We start from the raw sequence: 14,635 nt of genomic DNA on the forward strand, positions 1-14,635 counted from the left end.
GGAGTGCCGATGTCTGATGTCACTACCGTAAGCTGCCCAACCTGTGGCAAAACCGTTGTCTGGGGCGAAGTGAGTCCGTTCCGCCCATTCTGCTGCAAGCGCTGTCAGCTCATTGACCTGGGCGAATGGGCGGCGGAAGAGAAACGCATTCCGAGCAAAGGCGATCTCTCGGACAGCGACGACTGGAGTGAAACCCAGCAGTAATCTGTAAAGCCTGCTGGCGTTTCGCCTGGCAGGCCTACGGTTGTGCGACTAACCGCAGGATCACGGGCTCATTAGCTGGCGGGAATTTTTCGGCATCACTTGCCTGAAGTTCCACCCAGCTACCCGGCTGTCCCTCTTTTCCCCAGGGTTCACCCTCCCATTTTTCCACCAGCCAAAACCACAGCGTGATGTGCCTGTCCGGAAACTGGTATTCAAGCTTATCAAACAGCGTTGCGCCAAGCGGCGTGATCCCCACCTCTTCCTGAAGTTCCCGAACCAGCGCCTCTTCCGGCGTTTCACCTGACTCGATTTTACCGCCCGGAAACTCCCACTTGTTCGCCATATGGGCGTCGGCAGCGCGCTGGGTGATAAAGATTTGGTTTTGCGGGTTGCGAATAATCCCGACGGCAATTTGCAGTATTTTCATATTGTCACTTCCATAAAAAAGGCGCAGAAATCTGCGCCTTTTTGTTTTTTTATGAACTTAGCTCAGACGGCCGTGGCACGCCTTGTACTTTTTACCGGAACCACACGGGCACGGATCGTTACGACCCACTTTACGATCGCCGGTCTGTGCGGCGATCGCCGCTGCGGCTTCGCTGTCGTCGGTCTGATGACTCAGCTGTTGCATTTGTGCCAAGCGCTCGGCTTCTTCACGACGCTGCTGCTCCATCGCTTCCACCTCTTCCGGCATGCGCACCTGAACCTTGCTCAGGGTGCTAATCACTTCATATTTCAGTGACTCCAGCATAGACGCAAACATGGAGAAGGATTCACGCTTGTATTCCTGCTTCGGATCTTTCTGCGCATAGCCACGCAGGTGAATACCCTGACGCAGGTAGTCCATCGCCGCCAGGTGCTCTTTCCACAGGGAGTCCAGGGTCTGCAGCATCACGCCTTTTTCGAAGTGACGCATCATTTCAGCGCCAACAACCTCTTCCTTACGCTTGTAGACGTCCAGCGCGGTTTCAAAGATACGTTCGCGAAGGGTCTCTTCGTGCAGCTCAGGCTCTTTATCCAGCCACTCTTTGATTGGCAGATCGAGGTCAAAGTCATTTTTCAGACGTTCCTGCAGGCCTTCGATATCCCACATCTCTTCCAGAGACTGCGGTGGAATATGCGCGTCGATGGTGGCTTTAAACACATCTTCACGAATGCTGTTGATGGTTTCGCTTACGTCGGACACGTCCAGCAGTTCGTTGCGCTGGGTGTAGATCGCACGACGCTGATCGTTAGCCACATCATCATATTCCAGCAGCTGCTTACGAATATCAAAGTTGCGGCTTTCCACTTTACGCTGTGCGTTAGCGATCGCTTTGGTCACCCACGGGTGCTCAATGGCTTCGCCTGGTTTCATCCCCAGCTTACGCATCATGCCGGACACGCGGTCGGAGGCGAAAATACGCATCAGCGCATCTTCCATAGACAGGTAGAAGCGGGATGAACCGGCATCGCCCTGACGACCCGCACGGCCACGCAGCTGGTTATCGATACGACGGGATTCATGACGCTCGGTACCGATGATGTGCAGACCGCCGGAAGCCAAAACGGCGTCATGACGAACCTGCCAGTCGGCTTTGATCTGCGCAATCTGTTCTGGCGTTGGGTTTTCCAGCTCAGCCACTTCAGCCTGCCAGCTACCGCCCAGCATAATATCGGTACCACGACCTGCCATGTTGGTGGCGATGGTCACCGCCGCCGGATAACCCGCCTGCGCAACAATGTCCGCTTCTTTAGCGTGGAATTTGGCGTTCAGAACGTTGTGTTTGATACCCGCTTTCGTCAGCTCGTGAGAAACCACTTCGGATTTCTCGATGGAGATGGTCCCCACCAGAACCGGCTGGCCGTTGGCAGTGCGGTCGCGAATATCTTCGATGATTGCCTGAATTTTTTCCGCTTCGGTCATGTACACCAGGTCCGGCATATCCTTACGGATCATTGGACGGTTGGTTGGAACGACCACGGTATCCAGCTTGTAGATGGAGCTGAATTCAAACGCTTCGGTATCAGCAGTACCGGTCATCCCCGCCAGCTTCTCGTACAGACGGAAGTAGTTCTGGAAGGTAATAGACGCCAGCGTCTGGTTTTCATTCTGAATATCCACACCTTCTTTGGCTTCCACAGCCTGGTGCAGACCGTCAGACCAGCGACGTCCCTGCATGGTACGGCCGGTGTGTTCATCGACGATGATCACTTCGCCGTCTTTAACGATGTAATCGACGTCGCGGGTGAACAGCGCGTGGGCGCGCAGTGCAGCGGTCACGTGGTGCATCAGCATGATGTTGCTCGGGGAGTACAGGGACTCGCCCTCTTCCATGATGCCTTCAGCGACCAGCAGCTCTTCAATTTTCACCAGACCGCGTTCGGTCAGGTTCACCTGGCGCGCTTTTTCATCAACGGAGAAGTGACCTTCACCCTGGAAGGTATCCGAGTCCTCTTTCTCCTGGCGCAGCAGGTGTGGAATGATTTTGTCCACTTTACGGTACATCTCGGAGCTGTCTTCAGCCGGGCCGGAGATGATCAGCGGAGTACGCGCTTCATCGATCAGGATGGAGTCAACCTCATCCACCAGCGCATAGTGCAGCTTACGCTGGACGCGCTCTTCCGGGCTGAACGCCATGTTGTCACGCAGGTAGTCGAAGCCGTATTCGTTGTTGGTGCCGTAGGTGATGTCCGCGTTATACGCTTCGCGCTTGGCTGGCGCAGGCAGGCCGGACATGTTGATGCCGACGGTCATACCGAGGAATTCGAACAGTGGACGGTTGTTTTCGGCGTCACGCTGCGCCAGATAGTCGTTGACGGTAACGACGTGAACGCCTTTACCGGTCAGCGCGTTCAGGTAAGCCGGCAGCGTTGCGGTCAGGGTTTTACCTTCACCGGTACGCATTTCCGCGATGCAGCGCTCGTTGAGCACCATACCACCCAGCAGCTGAACGTCGAAGTGACGCATGCCGAATACGCGCTTACTCGCTTCGCGCACGACAGCAAACGCTTCCGGGATCAGGCTTTCTAAGGTTTCGCCTTTTTCCAGACGCGCACGGAATTCCGCCGTTTTCGCTTTCAGCTCGTCATCAGAGAGCTTCTCCATCGCCGGTTCCATACCGTTGATGACGGCAACAGCTTTGCGCATACGGCGCAGGGTACGATCGTTACGACTACCAAAAACTTTAGTTAACAATTTGATTAGCATAATAAATTCTCAAACGCCCCATTATGGGCAGATAAATTAAGGTATTGAAAAAGTTAATTTAGCTGAGGCGTTGCGGCCCGGCACGAATGCCGTGAGCCTGGCTAATCCAGGTTGAAACAGAGAATGAAACAGGCGAGACAAACGCACGCTGCGCTGTCTGACGAACCATAACCGGCGGCTGGCTGTCCTGCGTGAGCAGCGCGTTGAGCGTGTCCAGCAGGGCAAGATGCTGAGCCTGAACCGGCAGGGCCTCTTCCGCAACAGGCATGGCCTGCGGTGCCATCGCAAAGGACAGATGGCGGATAACGGTGCGGATAGCGTGCTGGTGCCAGTAATCGACGGTGAAGTTTGGGCGGCGACTGGCTTCAAGCCACGCGAGGTTAGTGAAGTTAACCCGCGTGTTGAAATCGTGTTTAGTGGTGGAGGTTTTTGCGGGCGTCGCCGCTTCGGCACTGTTGCTGAGCGCAGGCAAGCCGAAACTCGCCGCGACCATCCCTAATAAGAGATGCGGCCAGAAGTAACGTCTGCCAAATTGTCGCCAGCGCGTCAGTATTCCGCTCACCTGCTCCACCCAATAAGCCAGCCTCGCAGAGGCTGAGTTCAGTTATTCTTTTTAGCGCCCAGATAGTACCACTAAAGCCAATATACATCAGCAGGAATGAGGTGCCGCCGCGGGGAAAAACGGTCAAGAATGCAGCTAACGCGCACATTTTCTGCGTAAGACAAACGAGAGATAACGCTGGGGCAAACGAAGAAGGGTAAAAATAAAAACGACTGGTCTTCCTGGTCGGAGAGAGTACCAGGTTAACCAGTCGAGTTTTTTACGAAACGGGATGACCCGTTACGCCAGAACCATGCTTGGTGCTTTGAAAGCCAGCGGCAGTTCAGCTTCGTCTTCGAAGGTCACATATTCCCAGGCTTCCTGTTTTGCCAGGACGGCCTGCAACAGTTTGTTGTTCAGTGCATGACCGGATTTAAACGCGGTAAATGCACCAATGATGTTGTGACCACACATGAACAGGTCGCCGATAGCATCCAGCATTTTGTGACGAACGAATTCATCTTCGAAACGCAGGCCGTCTTCGTTCAGTACGCGATAATCGTCAACAACGATGGCACAATCGAAGCTGCCGCCCAGGCACAGGCCGCGGGACTGCAGATATTCGATATCACGCATGAAGCCAAACGTACGGGCTCGGCTGATCTGGCGCATAAACGCATCGGCAGAGAAGTTCATCGCATAGCGTTGGGTGCTGGAATCAATCGCCGGATGGTTAAAGTCGATGGTAAAGTCCAACGAGAAACCATTGTACGGTTTGAATTCAGCCCATTTGTCGCCATCTTCGACGCGAACGGTCTCTTTGATGCGTACAAATTTCTTCGCGCAGTTCAGTTCTTCGATGCCGGCATCCAGCAACAGATAGACGAACGGTGCAGCACTGCCATCCATAATCGGGATTTCTGGCGCATCGACTTCAACAATAATGTTGTCGATACCCAGCCCCGCCAGGGCGGCGTTCAGGTGCTCAACGGTAGAAATCCGCACGTCATGCTCGTTCACCAGACAAGTACAGAGCATAGTATCACGCACAGATTTGGCATCGGCCGGAAAATCTACCGGTGGATTCAAGTCGGTGCGACGATAGATGACCCCGGTATTGGCCGGCGCAGGGCGTAACGTCAGCGTGACTTTCTTGCCGGTATGTAAACCGACACCCGTCGCCTGAACGATACGTTTAAGTGTCCTTTGTTTGATCATCGTATAATCTCGCCAAATTAACTATCCAACCGAGAGTGTATATCACTAACGGTGGGCCAGTTTAGCACAAAGAGCGCAAATCCCCAAATTCCAGCCAATTCTTAGTCAGCTTGCTTACGCAGGAACGCCGGGATATCCAGATAATCTGGCTCTTTCGCCGTTTGCGGCGTTGGGTCGTTCACCACTTTCGCGGCCGGTTTCTGCTCCTGAGTCAGAGGAGACATACCGTGCTGCTGGTAACGATCCATTACCGGTTGCTGAGTCTGCTTGTTAGTCACTAAGGTGATCTCAGGACGCTTGTCCATACCGATACCGGTCGCAACAACGGTCACACGCAGCTCGTCGTTCATTTCAGGGTCAAGGGAAGTACCGATTACCACGGTAGCGTTGTCAGAGGCGAACGCACGGATGGTGTTACCCACGGTTTCGAACTCATCCAGACGCAGGTCAAAGCCAGCGGTAATGTTGACCAGCACGCCGCGCGCACCAGACAGATCGATATCTTCCAGCAGTGGAGAAGAGATAGCCATTTCAGCCGCTTCTTCAGCACGGTCTTCACCGCTCGCCACGCCAGAGCCCATCATCGCGTAACCCATTTCGGACATCACGGTGCGAACGTCTGCAAAGTCAACGTTCATCAGGCCAGGACGGGTAATCAGTTCAGCGATACCCTGGACCGCGCCTTTCAGCACGTCGTTTGCTGCACCGAATGCGTCCAGCAGGGAGATACCGCGCCCCAGAACCTTCAACAGCTTGTCGTTAGGGATAGTGATCAGCGAGTCCACATGCTTGGACAGCTCGGTGATACCCTGCTCCGCGAACGCCATACGCTTCTTGCCTTCAAAGTTGAAAGGCTTGGTCACGACAGCAACGGTCAGGATACCTAAATCTTTAGCTACTTCAGCCACAACAGGTGCTGCACCGGTACCCGTACCGCCACCCATACCTGCTGCGATGAAGACCATGTCCGCACCTTCCAGCGCAGCGCGCAGCGCTTCACGATCTTCTTCAGCCGCATTGCGACCGACTTCCGGGTTAGCCCCTGCTCCCAGCCCTTTGGTGATACCACCGCCGATCTGGATAGTCTGGCCTACAGCCGTCTTACGCAGTGCCTGCGCATCGGTGTTAACTGCGAAGAATTCAACACCTTCAATGCGTTCACGCACCATATGCTCTACGGCGTTACCGCCGCCGCCACCGACGCCGATGACTTTAATCACCGCGTCGTTGGTCAGTTCCATAGGTTCAAACATAATTTCTCTCTCCGTTGTGCCTGTCGCCCGAGACCGCTAATTCTCTCCGGTCTCTTAAAAAAATTAAAACTCTTTTCGCAACCAGTTGTTCAGTCGTTTGACCCACGACCCCACTGAGACGCGTTTTTCCACTTCTGCTTCACCACTGAGATGAGATTCCTTCCCGTAGTGAAGCAGGCCCACAGCCGTTGAATAATACGGCTCCTGAGCATAATCCGTTAAACCGGTGATATTCAGCGGCGCACCAATACGCACCTGCGTATGGAACACCCGCTGAGCACAGGCCGCAAGACCTTCAATTTGCGCTGCACCGCCGGTTAATACAATCCCCGCCGCAAGATGATGCTTAACGCCCTGCTGACGAAGCTGTTCCTGTAACTGTAAAATCTCTTCGTTGACCAGGTTGAGCAGCTCGGTATAGCGCGGCTCAATCACCTCTGCCAACGTCTGGCGCTGCAGGCTACGCGGTGGACGACCACCGACGCTCGGCACTTCAACGCTCTCATCTTTGCCAACGATAGACCCCAGCGCACAGCCATGGCGCACTTTAATCGCTTCTGCATCGCTCGGCGGCGTACCAAAAGCGTAAGCAATATCGCTGGTCACAACGTTCCCGGCATAAGGGATCACTTTCGTGTGGCGCAACGCACCGCCGGTATAGACGGCGATATCCATTGTACCACCACCAATATCGACCACACAGACACCCAGTTCACGTTCATCTTCGGTCAGTACGGAATAACTTGCCGCCAGACCGGCGAAAATAAGTTGGTCAACTTTCAGGCCACAACGTTCAACGGCTTTTACAATGTTCTTCGCCATATCGTTGTGACATGTGATCAGGTGCACTTTTGCCTGCATACGTACGCCAGAAAGACCGACCGGGTTCTTGATCCCTTCCTGGTAGTCAATCGCATATTCCTGCGGAATGACATGCAGCACGCGATGCTCGTCGCGGACACGCACGGATTTCGCGGTGTGCACGACGTTTTCAACGTCTTCCTGCGTTACTTCTTCTTCGGAAATCGGCACCATACCGATTTCGTTCTGGCAGCTAATGTGCTTGCCAGAAAGGGCCAGATAGACAGAAGAAATCTGGCAATCTGCCATCAGTTCAGCCTGATCGATGGCGCGCTGAACGCATTTGACCACCGATTCAAGATCGTTTACCCCACCTTTATCCATACCACGGGACGGGCAACTGCCTACGCCAATGATATTGACCATACCGTCGGGCAGAACTTCCCCTACTAAAGCGGCAACCTTCGCGGTGCCAATCTCCAGTCCAACTACCAGTTTTCTGTCCGTCGCCTTGATCATTGTTGTTCTGCCTGTACCTGTGCCTGATTCTGTTGCTGATTAGGTTCCTCGACCGGAGCCGGTACCCAACCGACTGCTGCGCCTGAGTCATAGCGCAAATCAACGTAGCTTATCCGTTTGCCGTCAGTCTGTGCCTGCTGCTGTAAAACCGGGTAAAGTTCGACAAAACGCGCCAGACGCTTCATGGTGTCGCCGCGCCCCAGGTTGAGCTTAATGCCGTTCGTTAAAGTCAGCTGCCAGGAACGGCGCGCCGTCATGGCTGCATCTTTTAACGTAAACCTGTCCTTCGCCAGCACCTGACCCATTTCACGAAAACCTTGTAACACTTCGTTTTCGCTGCCTTCAGGGCCATACAACATCGGTAAATTTTGCTTGTTGACACGATCGGCCGGGACGCTGAAGGAATTTCCGTCGACGTCAACCATGTGCTGATCATTCCAACGCGCAATGGGCACATATTCAACCAGATGAATCTTCAATTCATCAGGCCATTGCTTTCTTACGCTCGCCTGTTTTATCCATGGCAGACGTTCTATCTGACTCTGGATAATATTGACGTCCTGCGTCATAAAGGTGCCAGGCGAGCCCAGCGCCAGAATTGACTGGCGAATATCGTCGTTACGCGTGTAGTGACGCTCACCGGTGACCACCAGCTTAGAGAGCGGCAACCGCTGCGCATCTTCCATCCAGCCCAGGACCATCCAGCCGCTGATAAACACGGTGCACAGCACCCCGAGCAGGAAAATGATGCCTGCAAGACGCGTTCCATTACTGCGGCGTGAAGAGGTGTATTCGTCCTCGTCATCGCGGTTGCGCGTGTTCAATGCAGCCTGAGACATATCAGCCCGCCTGGTCCAGAATGCGTACGACTAACTGCGAGAAACTCATCCCCGCCTGACGCGCGGCCATCGGCACAAGGCTGTGGCTGGTCATTCCCGGAGAGGTATTCGCTTCCAGCAGATAAAATTGTCCGTCACTGTCCTGCATTACGTCGATGCGTCCCCAGCCGCGGCAACCCAGAACATGCCAGGCTTTAAGCACCAGGGACTGTAAATCTGCTTCACGCTCAGATTCAAGACCACAAGGGCAGAAATATTGCGTCTCATCAGAGAGATACTTCGCCTCATAATCATAGAAGGTTCCGGCCGGTTGGATACGGATTGACGGTAAAATTTCTTCGCCAAGCATGGCGACGGTAAATTCCGGCCCGCTGAGCCATTTTTCAATCAGAACTTCTTCATCATGTTGAAATGCCAGTGCTAAAGCGGACGAAAGATCTTCAGCTTTGTCGACTTTGGACATTCCCACGCTGGAGCCTTCCCGGCTGGGCTTTACAATAACCGGTAAGCCCAGTTCAGCAATGCGTGCATTAACGCTATCCGGCAGGCCCAATTCAAATTCGCGACGCGTCAGCGCAACCCATGGCGCAACGGGTAATCCCGCGCCCTGCCACAGCAGCTTGCTGCGCAGTTTATCCATAGAGATAGCGGAGGCCATCACGCCGCTGCCGGTGTACGGCATGCCGATCAAATCCAGAAGCCCCTGCAGGGTGCCGTCTTCACCACCGCGACCATGCAAAGCGATAAAGACTTTATCGAAGCCCATGGCTTTTAATTGCGTCACGTCGACCTCTTTTGGGTCGACCAGGTGCGCATTGACGCCACCTTCACGCAGGCCCGCCAGCACGGCCGCGCCGGAATTCAGGGAAACCTCGCGCTCGGCGGAGGTACCGCCAGACAGGACAGCAATCTTATCAGCCATGATGCTCATCCTCCTGGGTTTGCGGCTTCAGTTTGATTTCAGCTAAGGTACGGGCGATTTTGCCGATATTTCCCGCGCCCTGAATCAGAATCAGATCGTTACCTGTCAGGACCGGTGCCAGAATTTCCGCCACCTGTGCAGGATCAGAAACCAGAATAGGGTCAACTTTCCCGCGCCCACGGATGGTACGGCATAAAGAACGACTGTCTGCGCCAGGAATCGGCGTCTCGCCTGCGGCATACACGTCCAGCATTAACAGGGTGTCTACCTGTGACAGGACGCTGGCGAAATCGTCATACAGATCGCGCGTACGCGTGAAGCGGTGCGGCTGGAAGATCATCACCAGATTTTTGTCAGGCCAGCCTGCACGCGCGGCTTTAATGGTGGCGTCAACTTCGGTCGGATGGTGGCCGTAGTCGTCTACCAGCATCGCTGTGCCGGCTTTACCGTTAACGACGTCCAGAGGGAATTCACCGAGGAAGTCGAAACGACGGCCGGTGCCCTGGAAGCTTTCCAGCGCGCGCAGAATCGCATCATCATCAATGCCTTCTTCCGTCGCGACGGCCACTGCCGCTGCGGCATTGAGGGCATTATGGCGCCCCGGCGCATTCAGCGTGACGTGCAGCAGCTCTTTGTCCTGACGCGCCAGAGTGAAATGCCCCTGCGCACCAATCTGTTTGTACTCTTCCACGCGGACGTCAGCGTCTTCACTGAAGCCGTAAGTGGTGATTTGACGACCCACGCGCGGCAGCAGCTCGCGGATCACCGGATCGTCTACGCACATCACCGCGCGCCCGTAGAACGGCAGGTTGTGCAGGAAGTTGATGAAGGTCTGCTTTAAGTTTTCGAAGTCGCCCTGGTAGGTATCCATATGGTCAGCTTCGATGTTAGTGACAATCGCCACCATCGGCTGCAGGTGCAGGAACGACGCGTCGCTCTCATCCGCTTCAGCAATCAGGTAACGGCTGTGGCCCAGACGCGCGTGTACGCCCGCGGCTTTGACCAGACCGCCGTTAACGAACGTCGGGTCGAGGCCCGCTTCCGCATAAATACTGGAAACCATCGCCGTGGTCGTGGTTTTACCGTGGGTCCCGGCAATGGCGATGCCGTGACGGAAACGCATCAGTTCCGCCAGCATTTCTGCACGGCGGATCACCGGAATGCGCGCTTCGTGCGCGGCAACGATTTCCGGGTTGTCAGAGGAGATAGCGCTCGAGACCACCACCACGCTCGCATCGCGCACGTTTTCCGGACGATGGTTGAAATAGATAGTCGCCCCAAGCGACGCCAGCTGCTGCGTAACAGGGTTTGGCGCCAGGTCAGACCCGCTGATCTGATAGCCTTCGTTAGCTAACACTTCGGCAATACCGCCCATGCCAGCACCACCGATGCCAACAAAGTGAATGTGCCGGACGCGACGCATCTCGGGCACGATTGAACGCAGTTTTGCCAGTTGTTGTGTATTCATTCTCTAAACGCCATCGACTACTTAAAATTCGTGCAGCGCAACACGCGCTGCGAGGGTTAAGCCTGGGCTGCCAGGCTCACTTCTTTTGCCACCCGTTCCGTCGCATCAGGGATAGCGGCCGCGCGCGCGCGTTGCGCCATCTCCAGCAGTGCGTCTCTGTTCCAGCCCGCCAGGGTGGTGGCGACCGCGTCGGCGGTAAATTGTGGCTGTTCAAATATCTTCGCGGCACCGGCTTTCTCAAGCGGCAGCGCATTCCAGTACTGCTGTCTGTCTTTGTGCTGGAACGGCACAAACAGGGCAGGCAAACCCGCGGCTGCGATTTCGCTCACCGTCAGCGCGCCTGAACGACAGACCACGACATCGGCCCAGGCATAGGCTGCCGCCATGTCGTCGATAAACTCTGTAACTTTATGCTGCGGCTGGCCTTCGTCTGCGTAAGCTTGCTCAACGGTCTGCTGAGCGCCTTTTCCGCTCTGGTGCCAGATCGTCACGGTATCCCCCAGCTTTGCGGCAACCTGCGGCATCGTCTGGTTTAAAATGCGTGCGCCCTGAGAACCGCCGACGACCAGTACACGAACCGGCCCATCACGGCCCGTCAGGCGAGCATCCGGCAGCGGGAGCGCCAGCACATCCACACGCACCGGGTTCCCCACCACGTCCGCTTTCGGGAACGCACCGGGAAACGCCTGCATGACTTTGGTGGCAATTTTCGCCAGCCACTTGTTGGTCAGACCGGCAATACCGTTCTGTTCATGCAGCACAACGGGAATGCCTAACGACCACGCCGCCAGCCCGCCAGGACCCGAGACATAGCCGCCCATGCCCAGCACCACATCTGGCTTAAAGCGCTTCATGATGGTGCGCGCCTGACGCCAGGCGTTAAAAATACGCACCGGAGCCAGCAGCATTGCCTTGAGGCCTTTGCCCCGAAGGCCGGAAATACGAATAAAGTCGATCTCGATACCGTGCTTCGGCACCAGGTCGGCTTCCATGCGGTCTGCGGTTCCCAGCCAGCGTACCTGCCAGCCCTGATCCATTAAATGGTGCGCAACCGCCAGCCCCGGGAACACGTGTCCGCCGGTACCGCCTGCCATCACCATTAACCGCTTCGGTTGATTCATCGTGAACCTCGTGTAAACGCCTGGGCTTTTTCCAGACGCGTCTCATAATCTATGCGCAACAAAAACATGATGGCCGTCGACATAATCAACAGACTCGAACCACCATAACTGATCAACGGCAACGTCAGACCTTTGGTCGGCAGCATACCCGCTGCGGCCCCGACGTTAACCAATGCCTGGAAGCTAAACCAGATACCAATTGAACAGGCTAAGAATCCTGAGAAGCGGTGATCGATCTCCAGCGCTTTCCGGCCGATAGACATGGCGCGGAAAGCGACGAAGAATACCATTAATAGCGCTAATACCACACCGATATAACCCAGTTCTTCCGCAATAATGGAGAAGATGAAGTCAGTATGCGCTTCCGGTAAATACTCCAGTTTCTGTACCGAGTTACCCAGCCCCTGCCCCCAGACTTCACCGCGACCAAAGGCCATCAGCGACTGCGTCAGCTGATAACCGCTGCCGAAGGGATCTTCCCACGGGTTCCAGAACGAGGTCACACGGCGAATACGGTAAGGCTCGGCGAGGATCAGCAGCACAACCGCCGAAATCCCCATCCCGATAATAGCGATGAACTGCCACAGCTTCGCGCCCGCCAGGAACAGCATGGCCAGGGTGGTCACAAACAGTACCACCACGGTACCGAGGTCAGGCTGCGCCAGCAGTAATACCGCCAGCACCAGAATGACGCCCATCGGTTTTAAGAAGCCGCGCAGGTTGTTACGCACTTCATCTACCTTACGGACCAGGTAGTTAGCCAGGTAGCAGAACAGGGAGAGCTTGGTAAATTCCGCAGGCTGAATGCGCAGCGGGCCAAAGGCTATCCAGCGTGATGCCCCGTTAACAGAGCTCCCCACCACCAGTACGATCAGCAGCATAATAATCGAGGCGATCAGCATCGCCGTACTGTGCCGCTGCCAGAACTCCATCGGCAGGCGCAAGGTCACCAGCGCCAGACAGAACGCCAGGATAATGTAAAGACCATCACGCTTGGCAAACAGGAAAGGATCGTTCGCCAGACGCTGCCCGACAGGCATTGAGGCTGACGTCACCATAATGAAGCCGACCGCCGCCAGCCCCATCGTGAGCCAGAACAGCGTGCGATCGTACATGACAAGGCTGTCGTTATCTTTTTGACGAGAGCCCATCACCCAGCCTTTGAGCGCCGCAAACAACCATGCCAGGATCCCAAATCCTGGCAGGCGCGGCATTTTCAGGCGAGGGAGAGATAAACGCATTAGCCTAACTCCTTCGCCAGGCGGGTAAAGACATCACCACGCTGTTCGAAATTCTTGAATTGATCGAGACTGGCACAGGCCGGAGAGAGCAGCACCATATCGCCTGGCTTCACGCGAGGAGCAATCAACCGCATCGCCTGTTCCATGGTTTCGGTTTGCTCGGCAACCTCAGGGCGCAGTTCAGCCAGCTCGCTGCCGTCACGGCCGAAGCAGTACAGGCGGATGTTATCTCCGGCGAGATACGGCTTCAGGGAGGAGAAATCCGCTGATTTACCGTCGCCGCCCAGCAGTAAATGCAGGGTGCCGTCAACGTGCAGACCGTTCAGCGCGGCCTCGGTGCTGCCCACGTTGGTGGCTTTGGAGTCGTTAATCCAGCGAACGCCGTTGTGCTCCAGTGCCAGCTGGAAACGGTGCGCCAGGCCAGAAAACGTGGTTAACGCTTTCAGGCTGGATGAGCGCGGCAGACCTACTGCATCCGCCAGCGCCAGCGCCGCCAGGGCATTGGTATAGTTGTGCTGACCAGAGAGCTTCATCTCTTTCACGTTCAGCACTTTCTCACCCTTCACGCGCAGCCAGGTTTCGCCCAGCTGACGGTTCAGGTGGTAATCCCCCATCGTGATACCGAAGCTAATACAGCGATCGTCTGCGCCACGCACCGGCATGGTCAGCGCGTCATCGGCGTTAACAACGCAGACTTTGGCATTTTCATAAACGCGGAGCTTGGCGGCACGGTACTGCTGCAGACCAAATGGATACCTGTCCATATGATCTTCGGTCACGTTAAGGATTGTCGCAGCCGCGGCATGCAGGCTGGAGGTGGTTTCCAGTTGGAAGCTGGAAAGTTCGAGAACATACAGCTCGCAGCCTTTGTCCAGCAGCATCAGAGCAGGTAAACCAATATTACCGCCAACGCCGACGTTCATTCCCGCCGCTTTCGCCATTTCACCCACCAGGGTGGTGACGGTGCTTTTACCGTTGGAGCCGGTAATGGCGATAACGGGCGCCTGCGCTTCTCGGCAGAACAGCTCGATATCGCCGACAATTTCAACGCCCGCATCCGCGGCAGCGCTCAGCGAAGGGTGCGCCAGCGCCATACCCGGGCTTGCGACAATCAGATCGGCTGCCAGCAGCCAGTCATCATTCAGACCACCAAGGTGGCGTTCAACCTGCTCCGGCAGTTTGTCCAGACCCGGCGGAGAGACACGCGTATCCATCACGCGTGGCGTCACGCCGCGTGCGAGGAAAAAGTCCACGCAGGAGAGCCCCGTGAGGCCCAACCCGATGATAACGACTTTTTTGCCCTGGTAATCTGCCATGA

Annotated in this window: 13 protein-coding genes; 1 reads left to right on the plus strand and 12 read right to left on the minus strand. The window is 55.6% G+C overall.

Annotation, left to right across the window (positions count from 1 at the left end):
• Positions 1 to 9 precede the first annotated feature (9 nt).
• A complete protein-coding gene (gene yacG / locus NUX24_RS10510; RefSeq protein WP_045401034.1) occupies positions 10 to 204 on the plus strand; it encodes a DNA gyrase inhibitor YacG in 195 nt (64 codons plus the stop codon).
• A 34-nt stretch (positions 205 to 238) separates the two neighbouring features.
• On the opposite strand, the gene mutT is transcribed toward yacG, so the two are convergent.
• From mutT to murD, 12 genes are all read right to left on the minus strand, one after another.
• The gene (gene mutT / locus NUX24_RS10515) at positions 239 to 631 is read right to left on the minus strand and encodes an 8-oxo-dGTP diphosphatase MutT (protein ID WP_257831405.1); all 393 of its coding nucleotides are present in this window, start codon (positions 629 to 631) and stop codon (positions 239 to 241) included.
• 57 nt (positions 632 to 688) lie between these two features.
• Complete coding sequence (secA, locus tag NUX24_RS10520; protein WP_023310402.1) at positions 689 to 3,394, minus strand: preprotein translocase subunit SecA; 2,706 nt, start codon at positions 3,392 to 3,394, stop codon at positions 689 to 691.
• 58 nt (positions 3,395 to 3,452) lie between these two features.
• Positions 3,453 to 3,956, minus strand: a complete 504-nt coding sequence (gene secM, locus NUX24_RS10525) for a secA translation cis-regulator SecM (protein WP_161785592.1) — start codon at positions 3,954 to 3,956, stop codon at positions 3,453 to 3,455.
• 279 nt (positions 3,957 to 4,235) lie between these two features.
• A complete protein-coding gene (gene lpxC, locus NUX24_RS10530) occupies positions 4,236 to 5,153 on the minus strand; it encodes a UDP-3-O-acyl-N-acetylglucosamine deacetylase (protein WP_008501977.1) in 918 nt (305 codons plus the stop codon).
• A 101-nt stretch (positions 5,154 to 5,254) separates the two neighbouring features.
• Positions 5,255 to 6,406 carry a cell division protein FtsZ gene (gene ftsZ, locus NUX24_RS10535; protein ID WP_008501978.1) on the minus strand — a complete coding sequence of 384 codons (1,152 nt, stop codon included), beginning with the start codon at positions 6,404 to 6,406 and terminating at the stop codon, positions 5,255 to 5,257.
• A 63-nt stretch (positions 6,407 to 6,469) separates the two neighbouring features.
• A complete protein-coding gene (gene ftsA, locus NUX24_RS10540; RefSeq protein ID WP_023334508.1) occupies positions 6,470 to 7,726 on the minus strand; it encodes a cell division protein FtsA in 1,257 nt (418 codons plus the stop codon).
• Positions 7,723 to 8,565 carry a cell division protein FtsQ gene (gene ftsQ, locus NUX24_RS10545; RefSeq protein WP_023334507.1) on the minus strand — a complete coding sequence of 281 codons (843 nt, stop codon included), beginning with the start codon at positions 8,563 to 8,565 and terminating at the stop codon, positions 7,723 to 7,725. The genes ftsA and ftsQ overlap by 4 nt, the downstream gene beginning before the upstream one ends.
• 1 nt (position 8,566) lies before the next feature.
• Positions 8,567 to 9,487, minus strand: a complete 921-nt coding sequence (locus NUX24_RS10550) for a D-alanine--D-alanine ligase (RefSeq protein WP_126328849.1) — start codon at positions 9,485 to 9,487, stop codon at positions 8,567 to 8,569.
• Positions 9,480 to 10,955, minus strand: coding sequence for a UDP-N-acetylmuramate--L-alanine ligase (murC, locus tag NUX24_RS10555; protein WP_257831412.1), 1,476 nt, complete (start codon positions 10,953 to 10,955; stop codon positions 9,480 to 9,482). The genes NUX24_RS10550 and murC overlap by 8 nt, the downstream gene beginning before the upstream one ends.
• 56 nt (positions 10,956 to 11,011) lie before the next feature.
• Positions 11,012 to 12,076 (minus strand): undecaprenyldiphospho-muramoylpentapeptide beta-N-acetylglucosaminyltransferase, encoded by a 1,065-nt coding sequence (murG, locus tag NUX24_RS10560; RefSeq protein ID WP_257831414.1) that lies wholly within the window; start codon positions 12,074 to 12,076, stop codon positions 11,012 to 11,014.
• Positions 12,073 to 13,317 (minus strand): cell division protein FtsW, encoded by a 1,245-nt coding sequence (ftsW, locus tag NUX24_RS10565; RefSeq protein WP_024907458.1) that lies wholly within the window; start codon positions 13,315 to 13,317, stop codon positions 12,073 to 12,075. Before ftsW ends, murG begins: the two co-directional genes overlap by 4 nt.
• A complete protein-coding gene (gene murD / locus NUX24_RS10570) occupies positions 13,317 to 14,633 on the minus strand; it encodes a UDP-N-acetylmuramoyl-L-alanine--D-glutamate ligase (RefSeq protein WP_045355138.1) in 1,317 nt (438 codons plus the stop codon). Before murD ends, ftsW begins: the two co-directional genes overlap by 1 nt.
• Between the last annotated feature and the right edge of the window lie 2 nt (positions 14,634 to 14,635).

This window comes from Enterobacter sp. HG048 (assembly GCF_024702055.1).
Taxonomy (GTDB): Bacteria; Pseudomonadota; Gammaproteobacteria; order Enterobacterales; family Enterobacteriaceae; genus Enterobacter; species Enterobacter dykesii.

Excerpts from the sequence above, each read along its gene's own strand:
- yacG (WP_045401034.1), top strand. The coding sequence starts at position 10 with ATGTCTGATGTCACTACCGTAAGCTGCCCAACCTGTGGCAAAACCGTT.
- mutT (WP_257831405.1), bottom strand. The coding sequence starts at position 631 with ATGAAAATACTGCAAATTGCCGTCGGGATTATTCGCAACCCGCAAAAC.
- secA (WP_023310402.1), bottom strand. The coding sequence starts at position 3,394 with ATGCTAATCAAATTGTTAACTAAAGTTTTTGGTAGTCGTAACGATCGT.
- lpxC (WP_008501977.1), bottom strand. The coding sequence starts at position 5,153 with ATGATCAAACAAAGGACACTTAAACGTATCGTTCAGGCGACGGGTGTC.
- ftsZ (WP_008501978.1), bottom strand. The coding sequence starts at position 6,406 with ATGTTTGAACCTATGGAACTGACCAACGACGCGGTGATTAAAGTCATC.
- ftsA (WP_023334508.1), bottom strand. The coding sequence starts at position 7,726 with ATGATCAAGGCGACGGACAGAAAACTGGTAGTTGGACTGGAGATTGGC.
- ftsQ (WP_023334507.1), bottom strand. The coding sequence starts at position 8,565 with ATGTCTCAGGCTGCATTGAACACGCGCAACCGCGATGACGAGGACGAA.
- NUX24_RS10550 (WP_126328849.1), bottom strand. The coding sequence starts at position 9,487 with ATGGCTGATAAGATTGCTGTCCTGTCTGGCGGTACCTCCGCCGAGCGC.
- murC (WP_257831412.1), bottom strand. The coding sequence starts at position 10,955 with ATGAATACACAACAACTGGCAAAACTGCGTTCAATCGTGCCCGAGATG.
- murG (WP_257831414.1), bottom strand. The coding sequence starts at position 12,076 with ATGAATCAACCGAAGCGGTTAATGGTGATGGCAGGCGGTACCGGCGGA.
- ftsW (WP_024907458.1), bottom strand. The coding sequence starts at position 13,317 with ATGCGTTTATCTCTCCCTCGCCTGAAAATGCCGCGCCTGCCAGGATTT.
- murD (WP_045355138.1), bottom strand. The coding sequence starts at position 14,633 with ATGGCAGATTACCAGGGCAAAAAAGTCGTTATCATCGGGTTGGGCCTC.